Source organism: Pararoseomonas baculiformis, assembly GCF_017813395.1.
GTDB classification, from domain to species: domain Bacteria; phylum Pseudomonadota; class Alphaproteobacteria; order Acetobacterales; family Acetobacteraceae; genus Roseomonas; species Roseomonas baculiformis.
This window is the reverse complement of sequence record NZ_JAGIZB010000028.1, coordinates 28925-54062: the sequence shown is the minus strand read 5'-3', so window position 1 is coordinate 54062 and position 25138 is coordinate 28925. Positions and strand designations below refer to the sequence as shown.

Sequence of the window (25138 nt, the reverse complement as noted above, 5' to 3'; positions counted from 1 at the left end):
GCCTCAACCTTGGACGCCTCCGTGTCCACCACGCATACATCCACCCCGAACTCGGCAAAGCAGGCCCCGGAGACCAGGCCAACATAGCCCGCCCCGATCATCGCTACGCGCATCCTATCCCCCAGCGATCCCCATCCCCTGTGAGCAGAGGTGGCCGGACCGGGTTATCCCCTTCCGGCAATCGCGGGTAAATCCGCGTGCGGCACAAAATGCCGCAGCGCAGCATCAACTCGGTGCGGCCTTCGCCGCCCCCCTTTTCCTTCCGCCGGAAGGAGGCGATGAGGGAGCTGGCACGGCTCCTGCCTTAACCCCGGCAGCCGCGGAGAAGCAGCACGATGGACATCGCCCTCTTCAACCTCATGTCCCAGAACCGGGCGGACGAGTCCCCGGCCGAGATCCTTGGCATGACGGTCGAGAAGGTGCGACTGGCCGAGGCCCTGGGCTTCGACGGCGCATGGTTCGCCGAGCATCACTTTACCAGCCATTCCGTCTGCCCCTCCCCGCTGATGATGGTCGCGCATTGCGCGGCCGCCACGAGCCGCATCTGGCTGGGCCCGGCGGTGGTCGTGATGCCGCTGCACCATCCCCTCCGGGTCGTGCAGGAACTGGGCATGCTGCAGGCACTGAGCGGCGGTCGCGTCCGGCTCGGGCTTGGCACCGGGCACCAGCCGCACGAGTTCCGCACCTACGGCATCTCCATGTCCGAGCGCACGGCCATCCTCGAGGAGGGCTGGGACATCATCGAGAAGGGGCTCACCACTGGCCGGGTCGGCTACCAGGGCCGCCATTTCCAGGTGCCGGATGCCCCGATCGCCGCCTTCCCCGGCACCATGCCTCCGCTTTTCCTTGCGGGCGGGGAACCGCAGCTGCTGCAGCGGACAGCGCGCGCCGGCGGCTCGCTCTTCATCAGCCAGGGCCATCGCCGCGCCTCCGCCGCACGGCCGATGCGGGAGAAGCTGCTGGCCGCCCTCCGCGCCGGCGGGCTGCCGGAGACGGCGCTGCGCCTGGCGATCCAGCGCTATGTCTTCGTCACGGATGACGAGTCGGAGCGCCGCCAGGCCGCCGAAGGCATGCTCCGGTTCATCCGCACCACCCTGTCCCTGCGGGGCGAGGAACCGGCGCGTGACGGCACCTTCATGCGTTCGATCCCTTTCGAGGGCGAGCCGAGCATCGAATGGCTTCTGGAGAATGCCCCGATCGGCTCCGCCCAGCTGGTGGCGGACCGGCTGGCCGAGGACTTCCACATCCTCCAGCCCTCGCATTGGAGCCTGTATATGGGCTTCAGCGGCCTTCCGGCGCCGCGCGTGCTCGCCGCGCTCGAGCGCTTCGGCGAGAAGGTGCTTCCCACTCTCCGCCGCCTCTCGCCGGAGCCCGTGCGACTCGCATCCTGATCCGCGGAGACAGATTCAGGCTGCGGGTTCTGGAGGGGCGGCGTCCGGCTTGCGGCCGCAGCGTTCCGTCAGCGGGCCTCGCGCCGGGTCAGCGCATGTAGGAAACGGCGGGTTCCCTCCACCTGCTGGCGCCACCAGCCGCCCGTCACGAGCGCCGCCGAGGCTTCCGGGTCGCCCGTGCGGGGGAAGACGTCCCGCCGGAAATCGCCGGTCCGGAAGATCATGTCCCAGATCGGGAAGAGCACCGCGTAGTTCCGCCCCTCCTCCCCGGCAGAGAGAACGCCGTGATGCAGCCGGTGGAAGCGCGGGGAAACCAGCAGCCGCTCGCCGAACCTGCCGAAGGAAAGCCGGACATTGGCGTGGGAGAGGCTCTCCGCCACGCGCAGGATGATGACAATCAGCGGGAACTGCCCCGGCGGCACGCCGATCAGCAGCGCGAGTCCGCCGAACCAAAGCGCCGCGATCATGTCGTCGATCACGTGGTTCCGGTCATCCGTCCAGAAGGTCATCTTCTCCTGGGCGTGGTGGATGGAATGCAGCGCCCACCACCAGGGGATCGTGTGCTGGAGCCGGTGGCGCCAGTACTCGCCGAAGTCGAGAATGAGGATGTAAAGCGCGAAGGCGATGAGCGGCCGCGTCTCCAGCGCCGGGATCAGCGTCTCCAGCGTCGGTGCGACCCAGCCGGAATCCGCGATCCATCCGGCGATCTGCGCCTGTACCCCGGAGAGGATGACGAAAGCCATCAGCGGCAGCAGCCCGAGCCGCGCGAGCATGGTGTAGACCACATCCGTCCAGACCACGCGCCGGTCATCCCAGCGCTCCACGGGCCGCCAGGCCTCCAGCGGGCGGCAGACGGCGTAGACCACCACCACCTGGACGATGCCGAAGACGAAGAAATCCATCCAGGAAAAGGCGTCGTCGGCCCATTCCATCATGCCCGCCGCGTAGAGGGCGGGCTGCACGACAGTCTGGAACAGCCAGCTCGTGAACTGGTCGTAGAGGCGGATCAGCGGGTCGAACATCAGCGCTTTCCATCCGCCGGCAGGGTCGCGAAGCAGAAACCACGGTCCTGAAGCCCGGCGATCAGCGGCTCAAGGATGCCGGCGAAGGGCTCCCGCCGGCTTCGGACGCCCCAGTGCATCACCAGAACCTCACCATCGCGAATGCTGCTCAGGTTCCGCGCCAGCAGGGCAGAATTCGGGTGGGCAGCCGAGTCCAGCTCGTCCCCCAAGAAGCCACGAGCGGTCCAGCCCTGATGGGTGAGCCCGCAACGCTGCGCCATCGACACGGCGCCCGGCGTGGTCCGCCCGCCCGGGGCGCGCCAGAGCGGCAGGACCTGCGCCTCCGGCACCATCGCCTTCAGCGCCTCGATGGGGCGCGCCAGCTCGGCGCAGAGTGCGGCCTGGTCCAGCACCTCAGAGCCCTCGCCGGTCCGGCGCGAGACGAAGCGGGTGCGGCCCGGCCCCGCATCGCCATTGAAGTACCAGTGCCGCCAGGTATGGCTGGCAAAGACATGCCCTTCCGCGGCCCTGGCCCGCCAGAACTCCGCCCAGCTTGGGGAAAGGGTGCGGTCGCCCCGGAAGCTTGGCTCATCGGCAACGAAGAGCGTTGCCCGCACGCCGCGGCGCCGCAGGATGGCGGCGATCTCCTCCGCCTCGCGCGACCAGCCCGTGTCGATGGTCAGGTAAAGCGTGCCCCGGCAATTCGCGGTGGAGGTCTGTGCCAGAGCCGGCAGGGCGGTGATCGCCGCAAGCCCGGCCAGCACGCAGCGCCGCAGGGCAGGCCGCCAGCCCGGCACGGTTCAGCGCTCCACCGGCGCGGAGGGGGTTTCGTTCCGCGCCTGCACAAGGCTCCGGTTGCGGAAGAAGATGCCGTGGGGAGAACGGCCGACCGGCGAGGTCGTCACCTCGCCCGTCGCGGGGTCGAGCATGCCGAGCTGGCGGTTCCAGCGCAGGGTCGCCCAGATCCGCCCCTGCTCGTCGAAGGAAAGGCAGTCCGGGCCGCCCGGCACCTCATAGGTGCGGACCACGTCCAGGCTCACCGGATCCAGGGCGGTGATCCGGCTGTCCACCCGGCTCGTGACATAGATCGGCCCGCCGCCCGGCGTGGGGAAGAGCGCATGGGCGCCGCGCCCGACCCGGATGGTGCGCTCCAGCTTCCGTGCCTCGGGATCGACCACCGCGACATGGTCCGAGCCCATGATCCCGACCAGCAGCTTGCCATTGTGCCAGATGATGCCGGCCGGTTCGCGCCCGACCTGCAGGTTCCAGAGGATCTCCCGCTTCTCCAGGTCGATAGCGGCGATGCTCCGGCTGCCCTGCAGCGTGACATAGACGAGCTTGCTGTCGGGCCGGTAGGCGATATGGCTCGGCATGTCCCCGGGCCGCAGCCGCGTCAGCAAGGTAAGGCCCATGCTGGCGGCATCCCAGCTGTAGATATCGACCTGGTCGCGCCGCAGGCCAGTGACGACCAGCAGCTTCCCGTCGGGACTGAATTCCAGGTTGTAGGGGTTGGAGATCCGCTCCCGCTTCCGCACCTCGCCCGTGGAGGCATCAAGGAACAGGATCTCATTCCCCCCGGAATCGCCGACAAGGAGCAGGTCCTTGGCCGGGGTCAGGGTGAGATGGTGCGGCTCACGCAGCACCGGGATCTGGCGCAGCTCCGCGCGCGACACCGGATCCACCACCTGGATGCCGGGGTCCATGGAGTTGATCACGAAGACCACATCCGCCCTGCCGGGACCGGGGAACAGGCCGGCCGCAAGAAGAGGCAGCGCGAGGGCGAAGCGGCGCATGGAGGAAGCTCCGGCTGGCATCCGAGGAAAGGCCCGCGATTCTGGTGATCCGCCGTCGGCCATGCCTTGATCCCTATCATGGCACGGCCTGTCCTGGCGGTCATTCCACCGCGGGGCCATCCTCATCGGTCGGGTGAAAGTCCAGCGCCACCCCGTTCATGCAGTAGCGCAGCCCGGTCGGGCGGGGGCCGTCAGGGAAGACATGGCCGAGATGCCCGCCGCAGGCGGCGCAGCGAACCTCGGTGCGGACCATGAGGTGGGAGCGGTCGGTCGTGGTCTGCACCGCCCCCTCGATCGGCCGCCAGAAGGAGGGCCAGCCAGAGCCGCTCTCGTATTTGGCGTCGCTGGTGAAGAGCGGGGACTGGCAGCCGGCGCAGTGATACACGCCGTCCCGCTTCTCCACGTTCAGCGGGCTCGTGCCCGGCCGCTCCGTGCCGTGATGGCGCAGCACGCGATAGGCATCGGGCTCAAGGCTTTCCCGCCACTGCTCGTCGCTGCGCTGGATCGTGTAGTCCTTCTCCCCGCTCATGCGGCGCGCTCCTTCAGCCGGTGGGCGAAGCTCTTGCGGAACTTTGCCACCTTCGGCGCCACCACGGCGCGGCAATAGCCGGACCAGGGATTGCGGGCGAAGTAGTCCTGGTGCTCGGGCTCGGCCGCGTAGAACTCCGGCGCGGGCGCCAGCTCCGTGACGATGCGGCCGGAATAGAGCCCTTCCCGCTCGATCTCCGCCATCACGGCCTTCGCCGCGGCTTCCTGCTCCGCCCCCTGGAAGAAGATCACGCTGCGGTATTGCGGACCGACATCGGCGCCCTGGCGGTCCTTCGTCGTCGGATCATGGATGGTGAAGAAAACCCGCAGGATGTCCTCATAGGACACCACCGCCGGGTCGAAGACCACGCGGACCACCTCCGCATGGCCGGTCGCCTTGCCGCAGACCTGCTCGTAGCTTGGGTTGGGCACATGGCCGCCAGCATAGCCGGAGACCACCTCCGAGACGCCGCTGAGGTTGCGGTAGACGGCGTCGAGGCACCAGAAGCAGCCACCGCCGAGCAGCGCGACCTCGGTGCCGGAACCGGGATTCTGAGAGGATTGGGTCATGGGCAGGATGTGGTGATTCCGGTGCGGAACACCAGGGCGGCCGCAGGGTTGCCACCCCCTTTGCCCTTTCCCGCGCGCGGGTCCAACTTGCGCGGCGATGAGCTTCCCTGCCCCTTCCCCCGCCCCCTTCCCCATGGCCGCGCCCGAGGCGCTGGGCTTCGATCCGGCCAGGCTGGCCGAAGCTGCCGCCTTCGCCGAGTCCCGGGAAACACCGTTCCCCCGGGACCTGCTGGCCCATCTCGAATCCGGGCATTTCGAGCCCGCGCCAGACAACGAGGTGCTCGGGCCCGTCGCCCCGCGCGGGGCGCCCAACGGGCTGATCCTGCGTGACGGCGTGGTGGCGGCGCGCTGGGGCGATACCGGGCAGGCCGACATGACCTTCTCGGTCGCCAAGTCCTGCCTCTCCGTCCTCGCCGGCATCGCCCATGGCGATGGGCTGATCCCGGACCTGGATGCCCCCGTGCGCGACAGCGTGGACGACCCCGCCTTCGACGGGCCGCGCAACGGCCTCGTTACCTGGCGCATGCTGTTGCAGCAGACCAGCGAGTGGGAGGGCAGCCTTTTCGGCAAGGCCGACCAGATCGACCGCGGCCGGGACCTGGCCAGCGAGGGCAAGAAGCCGAAAGGCTGGGCCCGCCCCCTTGCCGCCCCCGGGCAGCACTGGGAATACAACGACGTCCGCGTGAACGTCCTCTCCCTCGCCCTGCTCCGCCGCTTCGGCCGCGCCCTGCCGGATGTGTGGCGCGAGCGGGTGATGCAGCCCATCGGCGCCTCCGACGACTGGCGGTGGGAGGGCTACCGAACCTCCACCGTGGACGTGAATGGCGAAGCCGTGGTGTCCGTCCCCGGTGGCGGCCATTGGGGCGGCGGCATCGTCACCCATGCCGAGGACCAGGCGCGGCTTGGCCTTCTCATGCTGAACGATGGCGTCTGGGAGGGGCGGCGCATCCTGCCGGAGGGCTGGGTGGCCGCTTCGGGCGAGCCGGTGGCCCTGCACCCGGATTACGGCCTGCTCTGGTGGCTGAACCGCAGCGGGCGCTTCCCGAAGGCGGATCGGGCCAGCCTTTTCGCCGTCGGCGCGGGCGGCAACACGATCTGGATCGAGCCCTCGACGCGCCTCGTGGCCGTCTTCCGGTGGCTTCACCCGGATGCCCTTCCCCAGATGATCGCCCGCGTCTCGGACGCCCGCACGAAGTAAGCCCATGCACGCCGAGATCCACGCCGAAACCCTCACCCTCGACACCCATGTCGATATCCCCTGGCCAGAAACCGCCGACCCGCGCGGCGTGACGCAGCGCTGCGTCGATTTCACCCGGATGAAGGCCGGCGGGCTGAAGGCGGTGGTCTTCATCGCCTACACGCCGCAGGGCCCACGTACCCCGGAGGATCATGCCGAGGCCGGCGCACGCGCCGAGGCCATGCTCCGCCATATCCGGGACACGGCTCATGGCGAGGGCCGCCGTATCGTCACCCGCGTGGCCGAGCTGGAGGCCACCCACTCCGCCGGCGCCACCGCCGTGCTGCTGGCGGTCGAGAACGGCAATGCCATGGGGCACGACCTCTCGCGCCTGGCTCTCTGGCGCGGGCTGGGGGCCATTTATCTCACCCTCACCCATGACGGGCACAATGACCTCGCCGATGCCGCGCGCCCGCGCCGCGACCGGCCCGAGCCGCCGACCCTGCATGGCGGCCTCTCCGCCCGCGGCCGGAAGGCCATCGAGGAGATGAACCGGCTGGGCATGCTGGTGGATGTGTCCCATGCCTCGAAGGCCTCGATGCTGCAGGCCGTGGAGGCTTCGCGGGCGCCGATCGTGGCCACCCATGCCTGCTGCGCCGCGCTGCGCACCCATCCCCGCAACCTGGATGACGAGCAGCTGGACGCGCTGCGCGATTCCGGCGGGCTGGTACAGATCACGGCTGTTCCGGCCTTCCTGCGCGCCCCCGGGCCAGACGGGCAGTACCAGGCCAGCGTGGAGGATATCGCCGACCATGTGGACCACGCCGTTCGCCGGATCGGCCTTGCCCATGTCGGCCTCTCCTCGGATTTCGACGGGGGTGGGGGCGTGCGCGGCTGGATGCATGCCGGCGAGACCGGTGGGCTGACCGAGGCGCTGCACCGCCGCGGCTATGACAGGGCAGCGATAGGCCAACTCTGGGCGGGCAATTTCCTCCGGGTCTGGCGGCAGGCCGAGGAGCTCGCCGCGGCCGGCTTCTGAGCGCCGCGGGGATGGCGGGACGGGATGGCGAGCTGATCCCATTCCCGCAAAGCCGCCGGAACGAATGAAAGGGCTGTTGGCGCGACCGGCCGGATGGCCCGGCTGAGCCAGGACAGTGGAAGCTGACTCAGCTCTCGGCCGTGGCCACCGCGGAAGCCGTGACGACCCGCGCCAGCTCAGCCGTCAGGGCCTCGCGCGTCACGGGCTTGGCGAGGTAGCCCGTCATGCCGGCCTCGCGGCAGGCCACGTTGTCACGGTCGAAGACGCCAGCGGTGAGGGCCACCACCGGCACCGTGCCGCCCTGCCCTTCCGGCAGCGCTCGTACACGCCGCGTCGCCTCCAGCCCGTCCATTCCGGGCATGGCAAGGTCCATGAGGACGAGGTCGAAAGGTGCGCCCGCACGGGCGGCCTCGGACACCGCCTCGACCGCCTCCGCGCCTCCCGAGGCGAGTTCCACCGTATGCTCCAGCCGCTCTAGCAGCGCGCGGGCGACGAGCCGGTTGGTGGGCACATCGTCCACCACCAGGACCTTGAGCCGGCGCGAGGGCACCTCGGCGACCGGCAGGGATGCCGGGTTGGGTGTCGGCACGGCCGCCGGCTCGATCGGCAGCTCGACCCAGAAGCGGGCGCCGGTGCGGCCGGCCGCCACCGCCTCGGGGTTGTCATCGACGCCGATCCGGCCGCCCATGGCCTCGACGATCCCGGTGGAAATGGCCAGGCCCAGCCCGAAGCCATCGGCCATCGGCGCCCCGGGGCCGGATTGCTCAAGGCGCACGAAGTCCCGGAACACGTTGCCGCGCTGGTCCAGCGGGATGCCTGGCCCGGTGTCCAGCACCTCGAGCCGCAGGATACTGCGGGAGCCTTCGGTGGAGAACAGGCTCCGCAAGGTCACGCACCCGCCGGACGGGGTGAACTTCACGGCGTTCGAGAGCAGGTTCAGGACCAGCTGCCGCAGCCTCATCGCGTCCAGCAGCATGCCGGGGGGCAGGGCCGGGTCATGGACCGAGGTCACCGTCATCTCCCGCGCGGCCGCTGCCGGCCGCACGAGATCGGTGCAGGAATCGAGCAGCGGCAGGATGGCGGTCGGCTCCCGCCGCAGGGGCATCCGGCCGGCCTCGACATGGGCGAGGTCGAGCACGTCATTGGCCACGTCCAGCAGGTGCCGGCCCGCGGCCTCCAGCATGGCGGCGCGACCACGCTGCTCCGCCGTCAGCGTCGGGTCGCTGGACAGGGCCTGCGCCATCCCGAGCACGCCGTTGAGCGGGGTGCGCAGCTCGTGGCTCATCCGGGCCAGGAAGCGCGACTTGGCGGCGCCGGCCGCGGCGGCCTCGTCCCGCGCCTCCGCGAGATCGGCGGCTGCGCGCTTCTGCTGCGTGATATCCGTGCGGATGCCGACGGAGCCACCCCCGGGCACCCGCCTCTCCGTCACGAGGATCCAGCGCCCATCCGGAAGCAGCCGCTCCACCGGCGCGGTGTTCCAGGGATGGCGGTAATGGGCCATCGCCTCGGCCACGAAGGCGTCCTTGTCGGCCCCGGACTGGGGGTACTGCCCGTTTTCCGCGCCGTAGCGCATGATCTCCGTCATGGTCGCGCCCGGTTTGATGGCCGGGGCGCTCTCCTTGTAGAAGTCGCGGTAGCGCTCGTTGCAGACGATCAGGCGGTCCTCCTCGTCCCACATGACGAAGCCGTCGGCCATCGCCTCGATCGAGGATTCGAGGAGCTGCCGCCCGCGCGCCCTCTCCGCCTCCGCCAGGTCGCGCTGGCGCAGCATCATCAGCAGCAGGCCCGCGATCGCCACGGTGAGCAACGCGAGCCCACCCGTCGCGATGAGGATGCGCTCCTCGCTTTCCTGCCACTCCGCCAGGGCGGGCCCGGGCTCCTGGAGGCTGACAACATGCATCGAGGGATAGAGGGTGCGCCGCATGGCCGTGATCCGCCCGGGCTCCACGCCTTCCGAGAGCGGCCGGGCGACGGGGCGGCCGATCCGTGCCTCGTCATGCGGCGAACTGGCGAGGAGGACCCTGTCGTCACTGCGGATGAGGAGCACGCGCCGGCCGGCCGCATCGCCCCTGGCGCCATAGCCGATCAGGCCGGCCGCGACGACAGGCACGGGCACCTCGGCCACGGCCAGGAGCGGGGCCTGCCCCACCAGCGTCACGGGGCGGGCGACGAAGAGCGTCCATTCGCCGGTTGCGGGGTTCGGGACCGGCCCGGCGATGGTCACACCGCCCCGCACGCCCGCGGGCCCCTGCGCCGGCGCCAGCAGCGCCGCATGGAGCACCGGCGGGGGCCGCCGTCGCGATCCGGCCACGGCGGCCGCCACCGGGGTACCGCCCTCCATCGGCAGCAGGATCAGATCGCGGAAGCCGAGGCTGCTGTCGCTGAGCCCCATCAGCACGCGCGACAGCGCGGCGGAGCGCTCGGCCGGGGAGGTGTCGGGGCGCAGCCCGGCCGTGACGGGGGCGAGAAGATTGGGCAGGCCGGCCAGGGCGCTGTCCACGGCAAGGAAGCTGCGGTTCATCGAGGACGCGGCACTCTCCGCCGCCTCGTTCACCGCCTCCTGGGCATTGGCCATGGCCGTTGCGCGGCCCTGCCGCACGATCATCTGCGCGATGCCGACCTGCACCGCCAGCAAGGCCAGCGTGGCCAGGGTGATCCAGAGCCCGGCGAAGCGGGGCTGCATGAAGGACAGGCGTCTGGCCGGCATGCCTAGCGGACCACCGGCACCGCCACGCCCAGCTGCTCGCCAGCCCGCTGGTTCCAATCCTCGGCACAGGACGGGCCGCAGCGATCGGCCCAGCGGGGGAGGATGACCTCCCGCACCAGCCGGCGACGCAGGGCGTCGTCCTCAGGGGTGACGCGGACCAGGGTCATGCGGCCGCGGGAGCGAGGCCCGTTCGGCCCCATCATCTGCTCCGGCGGGCATTCGGGCTGGCCGGTGTTGCAGGCCAGCCCGAGCCCGGTCTCGGCTTCGGCCGCATCCCAGATCCGTTGTTCCAGATCGGCCAGCTCGCTCCGGAGGATCCCGCGCAGGTCATCTGGCAGCGCCTCCCAGGCGCGGCGATTCGCGCCGAACAGCGAAACGCCCCAGGTGAGCGCCATGGCGTGCACATGGGTCGTGACCTCGTTCAGCCCGATCTGCCAGCCCGACAGGGTGCCGGTGATGGCGCATTCCACCACCCCGCCCCGGATGGAGGGCACGATATCAGCAAAGGGAATCACGACGGGGACGGCTCCGACGGCCGAAACCCATTCGGATTGGGCGATGGCGGAGGTACGGATCTTCCGGCCGCGCAGATCCAGCAGGCTCTGGAAAGGCCGTGCGCAGAAGAAGACCTGGGCCGGGTAGACATAGACGGCCAGGAGTTCCGTGTCGTGCCTCTCGCGGAGCATGGATTCGAGCCAGGGCCGGTTCATCCCGATCACGCGGCGCAGCGTCGCCATGTCGGGCGAAACCCCCGGCAGCTCCAGCGCGGACAGCTCCGGCTCCTCTGCCGCGACGACGCCAAGCAGGGCGGTGCTGAACGGGGTGACGCCCAGGCGCAGCAGGCGGAGAGCCTCCTGCCCACGGATGCCGCTCCGGTCATAGGGGGAGATGTCGGCGGTTAGCCGCCCCTCCGTTACCTCCGGCAGGCGGCGCGTCCAGAAGGGCTGCTCCAGCTTCGTGTACTGGCTCACCCCGGCGAGTCCGCCGACCACCTGCAGGCGGAGCGGCGTCTCGGCGGTCGGAACAGCAGGATTTTGGGCCTGAGTGCCCTGGGCAGGAGATGTCTGGGCGGGGGGCGCCTGGCCGTTCGCCGGGATGCCGCAGGCCAACCCTAATCCCAGAACTGCCTGTGGGACGAACCTGCGCAAGCCACGAAAGCCTTGCCGAGCCAGTGCAAACAGATCCGGCAACACTTCCATGCGACCACTCCGGCGACGGAGGAACGCGGCCCGCAGTGATGTGGGCCGCCTCCCGAAAATCTGATTATAGGCTCCTCCGCGCCGGACCGAAACAACCGAAGCGCGTGATGCCGCAGTCTGGCTCGCGCGGACGGCTATTCGAGGCGTATCCCGGCCTCCTGCACCACCCGGCCCAGCCTCTCGGCATCGCGCCGCACCAGCGCCGCCGCCTCCTCGGCCGTTCCGCCGCCAGGGATATAGCCGGCGTCGACAAGGCGCCGGTTGATCTCCGGGCTGCCGATCACGCGGCTTAGCGCCGTCTCCCAGCGCCGCACGATGTCGGCGGGAAGTCCGGCCGGCCCGAGCACCATGTACCAGACGGACATGTCGTAGCCCGGATACCCCTGCTCCGCGACCGTCGGCACATCCGGCAGGGCAGTCGCGCGGCTCGGAAGGGTGGTGGCCAGGGCGCGCATCCGCCCCGCCCGGATATGGGGCAGGTAGGTGGCCAGGGTGTCGATGTTCACGTCCACATCCCCGGCCAGCAGCGCGTTCACGGACTGGCCCGTGCCGCGATAGGGCACATGGGTCATCCGCATATCCGCCCGGCGCGAGAGAAGCTCGCTGGACAGATGCTGCTGGCTGCCCACCCCGGAAGTGCCGTAGTTCAGCCCGCCGGGCTTTTCCTGGGCCAGCCGCTTCAGCCCTGCCACGTCCTGCGCGGGGCTGTCCGCCCGCACCACCATGACCAGCGGCAGCGTGCCCACCAGCATGATGGGCGTGAAGTCGCGCAGCTGGTCATAGGGCGGCGGGCGCATCAGGGGGGCGACGGTGCATTGCGAGCTCACCGTTCCCGTCAGCAGGGTGTAGCCATCCGGCCTCGATCGCGCCACCGCTGACGCGGCCAGGGTTCCGCTCGCGCCCGGCCGGTTCTCGACCGTGACCGGCTGTCCCAGTTCCTGCTGCAGATGCGGCGAGAGCATCCGCACGACGATATCCGTGCCGCCCCCCGGGGCGAAGCCGATGAGCATGTTGATGGGACGCGACGGATAGGCTTCCTGGGCCATGCCGGGGCGGGCCAGGGCCGCAGCGCCCAGGCCCCCGATCAGGGAGCGCCGGTGCAGCATCGTTTCCTCCATTCTTCTGCTTGCCCCTAGCCTGGACCAGGGTGGGAGGAGGCGTCCACCCGTTCCGCCGAATGTGAGGCCTCGAAGGATGGAGGAAACGGGCCGGGGCGCGCGCGCAGCCTCAGGCCCGGCCGTTCCCCCGGCGCGCGGCGATGGCCAGGCGAAGCAGGGGCAGAAGATCGGCCGCGTAGCGCCGGCCCAGCCGCGCCGGCTCGGTCCAGGCGCGGTGAAGCCATTCCAGGCCTTTGCGGCGCATCCAAACCGGCGCGCGCGGGGTGAGGTCCACCGCGAAAAGCAGGCCGCTGCCGACGGCCAGCCCCACTCCCGTCGCCTTCCCGCGCCGCGCCACGGCCTGCATCAGGCGCTCCGAGCGCGGCGCGCCGGTCGCGACGAAGGTGAAGCGGGCCGGGTTCTCCTCGATGAAGCGGATCGCCGCCTCGCGGGCCTCGGGCTTGTCGATATAGCCCATGGGGGGTTCGTGCTGCGCGATCCGGCGCAGCCCGTGCCGCTCCCGCAGCGCGGCGGCGATCTGCGGGCCGCCGCCGATGATGGTGATCGGGTCGTCCGGCCGGATCACGCTGGCCAGCAGGGTGAGGCAGAGATCGCTGCCAGCGGCCACGGGCGCCGTTTCCCCAAGGGCCCAGCGATGCAGGCGGAGGAGGATCCCGCTGTCGTTCAGCCGGAGCCACGCTTCCTCATGCGCGGCGCGGAGCCCGGTCGCCGGGTCCTCGGCGATCAGCAGGATCTGCGCGTTCACCGACACGACATAAGCGAAGGGGAGCGCGGGGTCGCGCGCGGCGATCGCCTCGGTCGCCTCGGCCAGGCCGAGGGGGGTGACGGCGGCACGGCCGAGGAGCCGGATCTCGGGCGGCATCAGAAGAGGTTACCCGGCGTGTTGCGGTTCAGCGCGTAGGAGAAGGACCGCGAGAACGGGATGATCCGATTGATCGCCTGGTCCACCCACAGCCCGACCTCACCGATACGGGACCGCGGCACATAGACAATGTCGCCTGCGACCAGCGGCACATCCCCGCCCGCATCGGCGCCGGAGATGAAGGCCTGCAGGTTCACCGTGCGCAGCATGGGGCGGTCATTCGGGGAGCGCCGGATCAGGACGATCTGGTCCATGCGTGCAGCATCCTCGAGCCCGCCAGCCAGTGCGACCACCTCTGCGATCCCGCGCCGCCCGGTCAGCGGATAGGAACCGGCCCGCCGCACTGATCCGCCCACATAGGCCACCGAGGCCCCGGCCTCATCGAGACCGGCGGTGACAATGGGGTTTGTCAGGGTGCGGAGCGAGGCCTGGGCCACCGCCCGCTCCAGCTCCCCGGTGGTGAGGCCGCTGGCCTGCACGCGCCCGGCGACGCGCAGCGAGATGGTCCCGTCCGGCGCCACCAGCGCCGTCTCGTTTACCTCGGGCGTGAGCAGGAACTGAACCCGGACCCGGTCGCCCGGGCCGAAACGGTAGGGCGCGGGCTCGTCGGTCCAGGCGGCGAAGCCCTCGGGCAGACGCTCCTGCACCCGTATAGCCTGGGTCGTGCTGAAATTGTCGGTGCCCGGGGCGCAGGCAGCGAGCAGGAGGAAGGCAAGGATCAGGCGCATCGAACCATCAGCCGGATAGGTGGAATCATGGGGCAGCTCAGCCGTGCGGGCCCAGCGGAGGCGAAAAGACCGGCTGGCCGGGCACGGGGTGCGCCACCCATCGGGGGATCATGCATGGCCCTCGTCGCTCCAGCGGTCCTGACCTGCCCCAACCCTTCGCTGAACAGTGGGCCGTGACGGGCGCCAGAGCCGGTGTATCGCATCGCGCCGCCCCGTCCAGCCCGCCCCATCGAACGCCACCCGGCCTACACATCCGGGCCGCGGCTCAGATCATCTCCGCAATTCGGCGGGGCATCACGCGACGCTCGCCGGTGAGGACGAAGCCGAGCAGGGCGCCACCGGAACCCAGCACCCAGTCCCGCATACGGCGTGCCCGGTCGCCCCGCGTCTCCTCCGCCCGCACCACGAGGAGGTTGAGATCGACCAGTCCGGTGAGGCGGCGCATCGGGTAGCTCTCATCCTCATCGGGGCCGATCACCAGCACCACGTCGAAGGCGGAACGCAGCTGCCGGATGAGACCCGCCGTTTCCGCCCGGCCGACATGGGGATCGGTGAGGTGCGAATCCTGCGCCTCGAAGGAGACCCAGAGATTCGGCACCACCGTGCTGAAGGTCAGGACATGGCCGGGTATCCGCTCCACATCCAGCGGGCGGGACCCCAGGGCGGCCAGATGGCCGCGCCCATCCGTCTGAAGATCGATGATCAGCGTGTCGGCCGAACGGCGCCGTGCGAGCTCCACGGCGAGGCTGCGCACCAATTCCCCACGCCGGTCATCCTTTCCGCCGGAGATGAACTGGATGACGCAGGGGCGTCGCCCATCCCTGCGCGTATCGAGCAGCAAGGCCGCGAGATCGGCGACTGCGGGCATTTCCTTGAGGTCGTTCGCCGCCTTGTGCAGATCGCCGAACCCGGCCAGCGGTGAAAGGCTGAGACCGCGCGCCGCTTCCTCCTGGGTGGCGAAGCTGCGGCGGGTGAGCGTCAGCAGCAGGGCCAGGCCGCACATCAGCGCTCCGCCGCCGGCGATGCCCCCCGCCGCGGCGAGCAGGCGGGCGCTGCGGCCGTTGACGGGGGCGCTCGGGGCTTCGAGGGTCTGCACATTGGGCGCGCGGTCCCGCCGCGCTTCCTCCTCGGCCCGCGCGCCCGCCTCGCGGGTGGAGAACTGGCGGAGGATGGCCTCCGTGGCCTCGCGCTGCCGGTTCAGGTCGCGCAGCTGGCTTTCCGCGTCGCGCAGATCGGCGGCGCGGATCTCGGCCTGGGTACGCTGGCGCTCAAGCTCCTCGATCTGGCGCTGCAGGGCGGCTGTCTCGACCTGCAAGGTCACGACGCGGCCGTTCAGCAGCTCGACGGCGGGGTTCCGCACCTCCCGCGTGGTGGAGAAGGTGGAACGCTGGGCGTCGCGCGCCGCGTTGCGGGCGGCGGCGATCCGCTCGTCCAGCTCGCGCAGGCCGGGATAATCGGACCGGTACTGGGCGGCCATGTGCCGGCGTTCCAGCATGAGGCGCGACAGCACGTTCCGGGTCTCGTCATTGGGGGCGAGATTCGTCGCCTCCTGCGAGGCGAAGACGCGGACGGGCTGGGCGGCAAGCTGCGCCTGGGCGGCGCGAAGCTGCGCCTCGGCGGTTGCGCGCTGCTCCTGCACCCGCTCCTCTCGCTGGATCAGGGAATCGACCCGCTGCGTGGTGAGGTTCACTTCCTGGGTGATGTCCAGGACGTTGAACTTCTCCTTCACGGCCTGGATCGCCGCCTCGATGGAGCGCAGGCGCTGGGTGTAGCGGTTCAGCTCGGAAACAAGGATGCGGGCATTCTCATCGGAGAAAACCTCGGCCCGACGCTCGTAGTAACTGTCGAGCAGGGCGGAGAGGGCCGCGATGGCGGTCTGCCGGTCCGTATGGGTGAAGCGGGCCCGGATGATGTTGCTGTTGGTGTCGGTTTCCACGCGCAGTGAGCGCTGGAACTGCTCGACGGCCAGGGCGAGCTGGTCCTCGGCCGCCCCAGCTTCGGACCCCGCCTCGCGCATACCGGGGAAGACGCGGCTCACGCCCAGCCGCAGCAGGACGCGTCGCGCGACCTCCTGGCTCTGCATGATCTCGACCTCAGACCGGACCACCTTCAGCATCTCCACCGAGATGACGGTGGGGCCAAAGCCGGAGATGTCGGCGGCACCGGCCCAGTCGCGGCTGGTCAGCACCACGATCGAGCCATAGGCCGTGTAACGCGTCTGCAGGAGCGGCCCCACGGCGAAGCCCAGCAGCGCCGGTATCAGCAAGGCCACCAGCAGCAGGCGCCAGCGCAGAAAGAAGGTGGTGACCAGGTCCTTCAGCCGGAAGCCGGGTGCCGGCGCCCCATAGGCGGGAGCGTCCTGCACGACCTCGCGGCTCAAGGCGCCGTGGTCGTCGGCCCGCCGGTCAGCGTAGCGCGCTACGGCCATGTCCCGGGGCGCCAGGATGGCTCCGGAGTCACTCATGCGGGGCACCGCATCCGGCGCGCTGCAGGCGCAGGGCCACGGCCTCGTATCCGGCGAGCCGCCGCGCCAGGAATATTTGCAGAACCTTCAATGTGTTACCCAGTTCCCCGCGTTTTGAGGCTAATCGCTGCCGCGTGTGCTGTCCACGACTGCATTTCCTCCGTCCCGGAGCAGCGGGGCCAGCGCCTCGAGCTTCGCGGCCTGGGCCGTGGTCCAGTCATCCTGCAGCAGGCCTCCCGTATCCCCGCTGGTGGGATTGAGGCACCAATAGGCGAAGCTCATGCCCTCCTTCCCCGGGGCGAGATCGCGCCGGCCATCCCCGTTGAAGTCGCCGTTCAGGTAGCTGGCCAGGGCCTGAAGCCACTGCCGCTCCTCGCCCCCATGGGGTCGTCCGGGCCTGCCCGCGCCATCCATGCCGAAATGCCCGCCGAACTCGCCCACCCAGATCGGCGCGATGTCCTGCTCAAAAAGGTAGCCCCAGGAGGAACGGAAGCGCGCGAAGAGGCTGCGCGGCCAGGCCGGCACCGGATGGCCGGAGCGCTGGAGCCAGTCCATCAGGTGGACGGAATGCCCGTACTCATGCGGGCTGTAGACCAGTTTTCGGGGCTGGTTCAGCACGACGGGATTCGCGCCCGCCTCGGTCAGGTTGCCGCCGGCCCAGAATCCGGCTGCCGCGTCGCAGCCCTCCACGAAGATGAGCCAGTGCGGCGCATTGCCGTGGACCGCATTGCCCACGGTCTCGCAGATCCGCTTCCATTCGGGCCATTTCACCGCGTAGGGCTCGTTGAACACATCGGCGCCGATCACGTTGGGGCGCGAGCCGTAGCGGCGGGCCATGAACTGCCATGTGCCCACCAGGCTGCGCAGCGTGTGGCGCCCCGCCACGGGCGCGCCATCGCGTTCGTTCCCGGCCTGGTGGATATGCAGGTCGAGCACCACGCAGAGGCCCCGCTCGCCCGCGGCATCGATGATCCGGTCGAGAACGGCCAGGGATGAGCGGAGAAACAGGTCGGGGTTGCGGACCGGGTCGATATAGCCGGTCGGCGGGTCGCTTGTGATGCTGGAGGCAAAGGGCAGGCGGATGCAGTTGAAGCCCCATTGCCGGATCCTGTCGAGCAGCCCGGCATAGCCTTCCTGCCACAGACCTTGCGGGGCCTTGTAGGGGAGTTCCGCGCCGAACCAGCTGACCGCCTTCAGCCGCACGGGCCTGCCGGACGCATCGACGATCTGGTTGCCTCTCGTGCTGAGCATCTGGAGGGGGCGGGCCGCCGGTGGGCTCGTCACATCGTATTCCTCTGCCTGGGATCGCCCGGCGCGGGCCCGGTGCGCGGCGCGCGCCCCCTCCCCCTGGTCACGGGGCGCTGCCCCCATAGAATGGCAGCGGCCGCGCCGCATGGAAGGGTGCCTCCTCCCTTCGCCCGGCGAGCGCGACCGCGCCTTTGGAGACGATGGATGCAGTGGGTTTTGATGGGTCCGTCCAGCGGCGGCTATGACCGCCACTGGATCACCCGCTTCGTCTCCGCCGAGCGCCATCGATTCGCCGATGTGCTGGGCCAGTATGAGCATGACCGGTCCCGGCGCGTGACCAGCCCGCGGCAGTGGCTCGACTATTTCCGCCATGCTTTCCGGGGCATCCGGGTGGCCCGGCTGACTCGGGATCCTGGGATCGGGATTCTTACGGTGTTCCCGCAGCTGGGCCTGGCCGCGGGCCTGCTGAAGCGGCTCCTCGGCCTGCGCGCGCCCGTGGTCGCCTGGAGTTTCAATGTCGGGCAGGACTTCTCCGGCTGGAAGGCACGGCTTGCGCATGCCGGCCTCGTCGGCGTGAACCGGATGATCGTGCATTCCCGACGGGAGATCGAAACCTACGCGGCCACCTTCGGCCTGCCGCGGGAGCGCTTCGTGTTCGTGCCCTTCAGCGTGAACGTGCTGCACCCGCAACACGCGGAGGAAGAGGAGCGCCCCTTCCTTCTTTCGATGGGCAGCGCGAACCGCGACTATGGCTGCCTTTTCGATGCGGTCCGCACGCTGGACATTCCGGTGGTGGTGGTTGCTGGGCCGCATGCCACCGCGGGGCTGGACGTGCCGCCCAATGTGGAATTGCGCCACGGGCTAAGCCTCGAGGCCTGCCACGTGCTCGCCCAGCAGGCCCGGCTGAACGTCGTGCCCATCCTGAACAGCTTCTCCGCTTCCGGGCAGGTCACGGTCATCGAGGCGATGATGTTCGCGCGCTGCGTCATCGCAAGCCATTCGATTGGAACCGAGGACTATGTGGCCGATGGCGAGAACGGCATCCTCGTGCCCTCCGCGGACCCGGCAGCGCTGAGGGCGGCCATTCTCGCCGCCTGGGGCGATGCTCCGCTGCGCCAGCGGATCGGGAAGGCCGCGCGGCGGCACGCTCTGGAACACCTCACCCATGAGGCGGCCGCGCGCACCATGGAACGGATCTGCGACGAGGCCGCCCGCACGACCTGAAGCCGGCCCGGCCTATGCCGCCGGGGGCTTTTCCACATGGTACAGGGGAAGCTTGCGCCACCAGGTCAGCTTTCCCGCGGCGCCAGCGGTGCGGAGCAGATGGCGCACCAGTCGCTGCCGGCCGGCTGCGCCGCTCAGCGGCCGCAGCAGCGCCGATGCGAGGACGGCGAGGCTGCCGACGCCGAGCTGGGCAGCCCCGATGGCGAGCATCCCCGCCTTGCGGGAAACCGGCGGCGCCTGGTTGTGCAGCGTGGCCGCCGTGAAGACCTGCCCGCCGCTATAGGCGCGCATGAGCTGGTAGCCGAGATCGGTTCGCCCGGCCGGGATGGCTTCCCAGACTCCGGCTTCGGCGCACCAGACGAAACGCCGGCCCCGGCGCTCCAGCCGCAGGAACGCGTCCAGATCCTCGCCTCCCGAGGCGCCGAAGGCCGGGTCGAAGGGCTCGGGATCGGTGAAGCAGGTGCTGCTGCGCCAGATCGAGGATGCGGTGCTGATGGCAAAGCCCTTGATCCGCCCCTGTCCACCCGCAGCGATGGGAGTGCCGGAAGGCAGTGGGAGGACTCGGGTGAAGAACCGCCCCTCCGGATCCCAGTCCGGCGCGGTGCCTTCCACGAAGCGGGGGCGCACAGGCCCCACCGCGGCATCGGCACCGCTGCGTTCCAGCGTGTCGATCAGGTGGTCGAGCCAGCCCGGCTCCACCTCCAGGTCGTCATCGAGGAACGCGACCAGCTCGGCGCGCGCCGTCCGCAGCCCGGTATTGCGGGCAATGGAGATATTGGGCGGCGAAGCCGCGACCCAGCGCACCGGCTTGCCAGCGGCCACCAGATCCTCGGCATAGGCGCGGGCATGGCCGGAAGGGCTGTTGTCGGAGATGATGATCTCGAACGGCGTTCCGCGCTGCGTGGCCGATTCCAGGCAGCTCGTCACCGCCGCCTTCAGCAGGCCGAGCCGGTTGAAGGTGCAGATGACGACGGAGGCGGCGGGGTCCGGCGCGGTCATGCGGGTGACGGGCGCCCGGACTTAAGCCACGCCACGGAGTCCCGCAGCCCTTCCTCCACCCCTACCCGCGGCACCCATCCAAGCGCCGCGCGGGCCGCATCGGTCGGATAGGTTGCCTTCAGGCCAAACAGCGCGATCTCGCTCCGCGCCGGCGCGCCGAGGAGCCAGTCCGCCGCCAGCCCCGGCCGGAGTCGTGCCGCAGCCTTGATCGGCAGGGACAGCAAGGAGAGGGCGCGCATGCGCCCGGGCGGGATCTCCCGCAGGGGCGGCGCGCCGATGGCGGCGCCCAGGCGGCTGAACCATTCGTCCCAGCTCATCGTCTCGGCTCCGTTCACGTTGAAGGCGCGACCACCGGCGCCCGGAGCGGCGATGGCCACGGCAACGGCCTCCGCGACGTCCGAGACATGCACGAGATTGCAGGTGCCCTCCCCCGCCTCGCCGAACCGCCCCCAGCGCCCGGACTGGATGCGGTCCGCCATCTTCGCCACCCAGAGCGTGCTGCCGGCGCCGTAGATGATCGTGGGGCGCAGGCGCACGGTCTCGACCTTCCGCTCCGCAATGCAGGCCTCCTCGGCCGCCACTTTCCAACCTGCATAACCCGGTGTGGAGGCGGGAATCAGGGGCGTGTCCTCGGTGACCAGGCCGGGCGCATCGCCATAGACGGAGATCGAACTGAAATGCACCACGCGGCGGACATCCGCTCCGGCAGCAGCCGCAAGCAGGGCGCGCGTTCCCTCCACCGTCACCGACCGGTCACCCACGGCGCAATGGACCACCACCTCAACGCCTGACAGCGCCTTGAGGATGCTGTCCGGCGAACGCAGGTCCAGCGGGCGTGAGCCGCCGCGACCGTCGCGCGTACCGGCAATGGCGTGCAGTGCAGGATCGCCGCGCAGGCGTCGCATGACATGGCCGCCCACGAAGCCGCTGGCGCCCGTGACAAGAACTTCGGTCAAGAATCACCCTTGCCGCAAGGCCGCCGCGTCTCCTGCATGATGCAGGGAATCCCGGCTTTTGCAATTGCGGGTGTGGCATTATACTCGCCCATCAGCCTACCACCCGGATTCAGGACAGCGGCAGCGGCGCATGAACTTCGCGATCATCGGCTGCGGCTATGTCGCGGACATGTACATGCAGACCTTGCCAGGTCTGGACGGAATCACCCTCCTCGGCGCCTATGACCGCGCCCCGGAACGCCTGGCCGCCTTCACCGCGTTCCACAAGATCCACGCCTATCCCAGCATGGAGGCAGTGCTGGCGGATGAGCGCGTGCAGATGGTCGTCAACCTGACCAACCCGCGCTCCCATTACGAGGTGAGCCTCCGTGCCCTGGAAAGCGGCCGGCACGTGTATTCCGAGAAGCCGCTCGCCATGACCATGGAGGAGGCGGATGCGCTGGCCGCCGCCGCGCGGGCGCGCGGCCTCCAGCTGGCCTCCGCGCCCTGCAACCATCTCAGCGATGTCGTGCAGGCCCTGAAGCATGAGCTCGAATCGGGAAGGCTCGGCAAGCCGCTCCTGGCCCAGGCCGAGATGGATGACGGGATGGTTTCCGCGCTGGACTATAGCAGCTGGCGAAGCATCTCCGGCGCGCCCTGGCCGGCGCGCGACGAGTTCGAGGTGGGCTGCACGATGGAGCATGCGGGCTACCAGATCAGCCCGCTTGTCGCATTGTTCGGGCCGGTGCGGCGTGTCACCGCCTTCAGCGCCTGCCTGTTGCCTGGCAAGGGCGCGGAGATCGGGGTGACGGATCCCTCTCCGGACCTGTCGATCGGGGTGCTGGAATTCGACGGCGGGGTGGTTGCTCGCCTCACGAACAGCATCATCGCACCCAGCGACCGCTCCCTTCGCGTGGTCTGCGAAGGTGGCGTCGCGACCCTGTCCGATGTGTGGGAGTACCACACGCCGCTGCGGATCAGCCCGACGGGCAATGGCCTGAAGGCCCGCGTGCCGCGCCTGCTGGAGAAAAGGCTCTCCCGCTTCATGCCGAAGATGCTGTTCGGTTGGCGGCGGCGTGTTCGTTACGGCCGTCAGGTGCCCCGCACGCAGGGCGGCCACCACATGGATTTCAGCCGCGGCATCGCGCAGCTGGCCGCGCAGATTGAGAAGGGCGCACCGGCGCTGGTGAGCTCCGAGCTGGCGCTGCATGTCACGGAAGTGACGCTGGCCCTGCAATCGCCCGCCTCTGCCGGCCAGGCCCAGGTGATGCGGACCGGCCAGGACCTGCCCGCCGGCATGGCCGGCGCCTGACGAGCCGCGCCGGAGGGAGAGCGATCCATGGGTGAGCAACCGGCCCTCCTGTCCTCCAGCCGCCACGGCACGGGGCCGGCGCCGCATCTCTCCATCTTGGTGCCCACCTATGACCGGGATGTGCGGCCGCTCTGCGCCGAGCTGCTTGCCGATATCGGAGCCCTGCCCGATCCGTCACGGGTGGAACTGCTCGTCCTGATCGACGGCAATCCGGCCCTCCAGCAGCAGGAGGAGATCGTTGCCCGTGCCGAGGCGCTCGGCATCGCGGCGGGGCTTGCCGTCGCCGCCAGCAATCTTGGCCGTTCCAAAGCTCGCAACGCACTGGCGCAACTGGCGCGCGGCCGTTTCCTGCAATTCCTGGACGCGGATGGCCTGCCCGATGCGCCGGGCTTCGTTGCCCGCGCGCTGGAGGCGGCCCAGGATCCGGGCGTGGTGGTTTGCGGTGGACGCACCGGGCGGCGGATGGACCCTGCCCCGCCTGATGCGCGGCTTTTCGAGTTGCAGAGCCAGCGGCGCGAGTGGATCCCGGCCGAGGAACGCAACCGCGACCCGAACGGCACCTTTCTCTCCGCGAACTTCACCGTCGCCCGCGATCTCTTCCTTGCCCACCCCTTCGACGAGCGCTTTGAGGGATGGGGATGGGAAGACACGGAATGGGCGCTGCGCATCGGCCGCGCGGCGCGGATGCGGCATGTGGACAACACCGTTTCCCACATGGAGCATCATGCCGATGCCGCCTGGCTTCGGAAGCTGATCGGCTCCGCCGAGAACTACGCGCGGCTCTATCGCCTCTACCCGGAGGAGGTGATGCGGCACCGGCTTTTTCCGCTCATTCGGATGATGCGCCCCGTCGCCGGCTGGCAGGGCGGGCGGCACATGCTGCGCCGCCTGGTGCTGCAGAACCGGCTGCCCGCCTCGCGGAGGCTGCTGCTGCTGAAAATCCTGCAGGCCATGGAGTATGCGCATATCCTGCGGCCGCGGCTCTCCTGAGTGCCGCGGCCCTCAGGCTCAGCCTGGGGCGACTGAAGGCGCTGGCGCGCTCCTGTCCCGGTTCCGTAGGTCCCGGACAAGCAGCAGGCCGAGCATCACCTGCCCCAGCGCCAGGGCAAGAAGGCCGCCGATCCCGCCCTGCCATTGGATCATCGGCACGGCGCAGAGCAGCACCGGCACAGCCGTGTAGAAGTTCAGCATGGTCAGCAGGCGGAACCGGCCCTCTACCTGGAACTGGGCCGAAAGGATGAGCACGGCGGCCTGGATCGTCACGACAGCGGCCCAGGCCAGCACCAGCCCGCCGATCTGATGGTATTCCCCGCGCAGCACCGTGGTGGTGAGCAGGTCCCAGGAGAGATAGAGCGCGCCGAGAAAGGCGAGAAGCAGGAAGACGATGAAGAGCAGCGCGCCTCCGGCGAGCCTGCGCATCGCCTCGCGCCGCCCTTCCGCATGCAGCTTGGCCAACATCGGCAGCATGCCGCGATTCATCCCGATCACGACGAGCCCGACGGGCGCGATCAGCATTCGCGCCGCGTTCACATCGGCAACGGCCTCCACCGTCGCGAGCCAGGCCACCAGATAGAGATGTGCCTGGTTCTGCATGGCGCTGACCGCCACGCCGCCCATGGCCCATTTGCCTTGGTCCCATACAGAGCGCACATGCTCCAGGACAGTCCCAAGCCCGGCCGGGGCGAGATGGCTGCGCATCAGGCCCAGAAGTGCCGTGAACGCGCTGGCAGCGCCATAGGCCCCGAGCGCCGCAAGATGCGCCGGCATTTCGGCGCGGATCGCGAGGAGTGAAAGCCCGATCCACAGTGCTGCCTGGACGGCATCCAGCCCCAGCGCAACCGGGCCCTGCTGCCGAAGAAACCGGTAGCTGCGCGAAAGATCATGCGCCATGGCCGCCGGGCAGCAGAGGATCACCAGAGCCCAGACGAGCCCTTCCTGACCGCCTGCAAACAGGTCAACCCCGGTGGCCAGCGCCGCGACCAGCGCGACGAGACAGAGCAGGACCGAAATCGCGACCTGCCCGATAAAGAGGGAGCCCGCATAGGCCGGCCGCTGTGCCTCGGGCAGCCGGTAATAGGAAACGGTCATCGGCGTGGCGAAAAGGGCCGAGGCAAAGCTGGTGGCCACGACGATGGCGCCATAGCCCAGGCCGTAGAGCCCGAATTCGAACTTGCTGCCGAAGCGCAGCACCAGGAGGCTCACGGCGAGATTCGCCAGGCTCACCAGAACCTGGTCGAGCAGGCCTGCCATGGTGCCGATGGTGCCGGGCGCCATCAGTCTGCGCTTGGCCGCCGGCCACAGCATGCGTGTTGAAAGGGGCACTCGGCCAGGCGCTCCATGCCGGAGTTGGGGCAGGTTCGCCACCGCTCGAAGCGGCGCCCCGGCCTGCATGAAGCCGCCAGATAGGGGAGTGCCGGGCTGGGAGTCCAGATCGGCCCTGGGTTCCGGGCCCTGCATCCAGGCTCAGGCATGCGCGAAGGCCACAGTTGCCGGACGCGCCGATCGGATGGGTGAGGTTCAGGGAAATCGGCGGTTGGACGGTGTCTCCAGACCGCGAGACTACATCGCTAATCCGTGATGAAATCTCAATAAAAGTTACCGCGTTGCAGCAATTGCGATGAGCCTCTGCATCTCGGGAAACATTACTATGCCGCATCAAGAGGTCGAAAACGTTCCACTTTCGGATCACTCCGGATCCGACAGCATTTACTGGAAGCTGGTTGGGCTAGCCCTGCTCCTTTCCGCCGCTTTGGCATTGCATGCTTGGCTGCTGGGGTTACTGCCCGAGGTACAGATCTAGCCGGAGCCTTTGAATTGGACTGCCCTTCGCCCCGCGAACCCTT

Annotated in this window: 22 protein-coding genes; 6 read left to right on the top strand and 16 right to left on the bottom strand. The window is 69.6% G+C overall.

All coding sequences use genetic code 11. The features are described 5' to 3' along the window. Positions 1–113: FAD-dependent monooxygenase (locus J8J14_RS21030; RefSeq protein WP_209381521.1), on the bottom strand; the 113-nt coding region annotated here is incomplete at its 3' end. A gap of 222 nt (positions 114–335) precedes the next feature. Between J8J14_RS21030 and J8J14_RS21025 the strand changes: the two genes are divergently transcribed. Then, positions 336–1391, top strand: coding sequence for an LLM class flavin-dependent oxidoreductase (locus tag J8J14_RS21025; RefSeq protein WP_209381517.1), 1056 nt, complete (start codon positions 336–338; stop codon positions 1389–1391). A gap of 68 nt (positions 1392–1459) precedes the next feature. On the opposite strand, the gene J8J14_RS21020 is transcribed toward J8J14_RS21025, so the two are convergent. From J8J14_RS21020 to msrA, 5 genes are all read right to left on the bottom strand, one after another. Continuing rightward, positions 1460–2413 carry a sterol desaturase family protein gene (locus J8J14_RS21020; protein WP_209381516.1) on the bottom strand — a complete coding sequence of 318 codons (954 nt, stop codon included), beginning with the start codon at positions 2411–2413 and terminating at the stop codon, positions 1460–1462. Next, a complete protein-coding gene (locus J8J14_RS21015; protein WP_342452505.1) occupies positions 2413–3189 on the bottom strand; it encodes a polysaccharide deacetylase family protein in 777 nt (258 codons plus the stop codon). The genes J8J14_RS21020 and J8J14_RS21015 overlap by 1 nt, the downstream gene beginning before the upstream one ends. Positions 3190–3192: 3 nt before the next feature. Beyond that, positions 3193–4185: a YncE family protein gene (locus J8J14_RS21010; RefSeq protein WP_209381515.1), complete on the bottom strand. Its 993-nt coding sequence runs from the start codon at positions 4183–4185 to the stop codon at positions 3193–3195. A gap of 100 nt (positions 4186–4285) precedes the next feature. Beyond that, on the bottom strand, positions 4286–4714 hold the full coding sequence (gene msrB / locus J8J14_RS21005; RefSeq protein ID WP_209381514.1) for a peptide-methionine (R)-S-oxide reductase MsrB: 429 nt from the start codon (positions 4712–4714) through the stop codon (positions 4286–4288). Next, the gene (gene msrA / locus J8J14_RS21000; protein ID WP_209381513.1) at positions 4711–5283 is read right to left on the bottom strand and encodes a peptide-methionine (S)-S-oxide reductase MsrA; all 573 of its coding nucleotides are present in this window, start codon (positions 5281–5283) and stop codon (positions 4711–4713) included. The genes msrB and msrA overlap by 4 nt, the downstream gene beginning before the upstream one ends. A 97-nt stretch (positions 5284–5380) precedes the next feature. On the opposite strand from msrA, the gene J8J14_RS20995 reads away from it, so the two are divergent. Together J8J14_RS20995 and J8J14_RS20990 are read left to right on the top strand one after the other, a co-directional pair. Then, positions 5381–6481 (top strand): serine hydrolase domain-containing protein, encoded by a 1101-nt coding sequence (locus tag J8J14_RS20995; protein ID WP_209381512.1) that lies wholly within the window; start codon positions 5381–5383, stop codon positions 6479–6481. 4 nt (positions 6482–6485) lie between these two features. Then, positions 6486–7499: a dipeptidase gene (locus tag J8J14_RS20990; RefSeq protein ID WP_209381511.1), complete on the top strand. Its 1014-nt coding sequence runs from the start codon at positions 6486–6488 to the stop codon at positions 7497–7499. 127 nt (positions 7500–7626) lie between these two features. Here the strand turns inward: J8J14_RS20990 and J8J14_RS20985 are convergent, their stop codons facing one another. From J8J14_RS20985 to J8J14_RS20955, 7 genes are all read right to left on the bottom strand, one after another. Continuing rightward, complete coding sequence (locus J8J14_RS20985; protein WP_209381510.1) at positions 7627–10206, bottom strand: hybrid sensor histidine kinase/response regulator; 2580 nt, start codon at positions 10204–10206, stop codon at positions 7627–7629. Positions 10207–10208: 2 nt separating this feature from the next. Further along, on the bottom strand, positions 10209–11177 hold the full coding sequence (locus tag J8J14_RS20980; protein WP_209381509.1) for a TRAP transporter substrate-binding protein: 969 nt from the start codon (positions 11175–11177) through the stop codon (positions 10209–10211). Between the two features lie 362 nt (positions 11178–11539). Next, on the bottom strand, positions 11540–12511 hold the full coding sequence (locus tag J8J14_RS20975) for a Bug family tripartite tricarboxylate transporter substrate binding protein (RefSeq protein ID WP_209381508.1): 972 nt from the start codon (positions 12509–12511) through the stop codon (positions 11540–11542). Between the two features lie 121 nt (positions 12512–12632). Next, positions 12633–13385, bottom strand: coding sequence for a WecB/TagA/CpsF family glycosyltransferase (locus J8J14_RS20970; protein WP_209381507.1), 753 nt, complete (start codon positions 13383–13385; stop codon positions 12633–12635). After that, the gene (locus J8J14_RS20965; protein WP_209381506.1) at positions 13385–14113 is read right to left on the bottom strand and encodes a polysaccharide biosynthesis/export family protein; all 729 of its coding nucleotides are present in this window, start codon (positions 14111–14113) and stop codon (positions 13385–13387) included. The genes J8J14_RS20970 and J8J14_RS20965 overlap by 1 nt, the downstream gene beginning before the upstream one ends. A 265-nt stretch (positions 14114–14378) precedes the next feature. Then, entirely contained in the window at positions 14379–16577 is a 2199-nt protein-coding gene (locus tag J8J14_RS20960; protein WP_209381505.1) for an exopolysaccharide transport family protein, read from the bottom strand. A gap of 120 nt (positions 16578–16697) precedes the next feature. Continuing rightward, the gene (locus tag J8J14_RS20955) at positions 16698–17861 is read right to left on the bottom strand and encodes a glycoside hydrolase family 5 protein (RefSeq protein WP_209381504.1); all 1164 of its coding nucleotides are present in this window, start codon (positions 17859–17861) and stop codon (positions 16698–16700) included. Positions 17862–18044: 183 nt separating this feature from the next. Between J8J14_RS20955 and J8J14_RS20950 the strand changes: the two genes are divergently transcribed. After that, positions 18045–19049, top strand: a complete 1005-nt coding sequence (locus J8J14_RS20950; RefSeq protein ID WP_209381503.1) for a glycosyltransferase — start codon at positions 18045–18047, stop codon at positions 19047–19049. A 12-nt stretch (positions 19050–19061) separates the two neighbouring features. Here the strand turns inward: J8J14_RS20950 and J8J14_RS20945 are convergent, their stop codons facing one another. Both J8J14_RS20945 and J8J14_RS20940 read right to left on the bottom strand, forming a co-directional pair. Continuing rightward, positions 19062–20048, bottom strand: coding sequence for a glycosyltransferase family 2 protein (locus J8J14_RS20945; protein WP_209381502.1), 987 nt, complete (start codon positions 20046–20048; stop codon positions 19062–19064). Further along, the gene (locus tag J8J14_RS20940) at positions 20045–21004 is read right to left on the bottom strand and encodes an NAD-dependent epimerase/dehydratase family protein (RefSeq protein WP_209381501.1); all 960 of its coding nucleotides are present in this window, start codon (positions 21002–21004) and stop codon (positions 20045–20047) included. The genes J8J14_RS20945 and J8J14_RS20940 overlap by 4 nt, the downstream gene beginning before the upstream one ends. Before the next feature lie 130 nt (positions 21005–21134). Here J8J14_RS20940 and J8J14_RS20935 point away from each other — a divergent pair, with 130 nt between their 5' ends. Together J8J14_RS20935 and J8J14_RS20930 are read left to right on the top strand one after the other, a co-directional pair. After that, complete coding sequence (locus tag J8J14_RS20935; RefSeq protein ID WP_209381500.1) at positions 21135–22295, top strand: Gfo/Idh/MocA family protein; 1161 nt, start codon at positions 21135–21137, stop codon at positions 22293–22295. A gap of 27 nt (positions 22296–22322) precedes the next feature. Further along, positions 22323–23285 carry a glycosyltransferase family 2 protein gene (locus J8J14_RS20930; RefSeq protein WP_209381499.1) on the top strand — a complete coding sequence of 321 codons (963 nt, stop codon included), beginning with the start codon at positions 22323–22325 and terminating at the stop codon, positions 23283–23285. An 18-nt stretch (positions 23286–23303) separates the two neighbouring features. On the opposite strand, the gene J8J14_RS20925 is transcribed toward J8J14_RS20930, so the two are convergent. Continuing rightward, positions 23304–24569: a lipopolysaccharide biosynthesis protein gene (locus J8J14_RS20925; protein ID WP_209381498.1), complete on the bottom strand. Its 1266-nt coding sequence runs from the start codon at positions 24567–24569 to the stop codon at positions 23304–23306. Between the last annotated feature and the right edge of the window lie 569 nt (positions 24570–25138).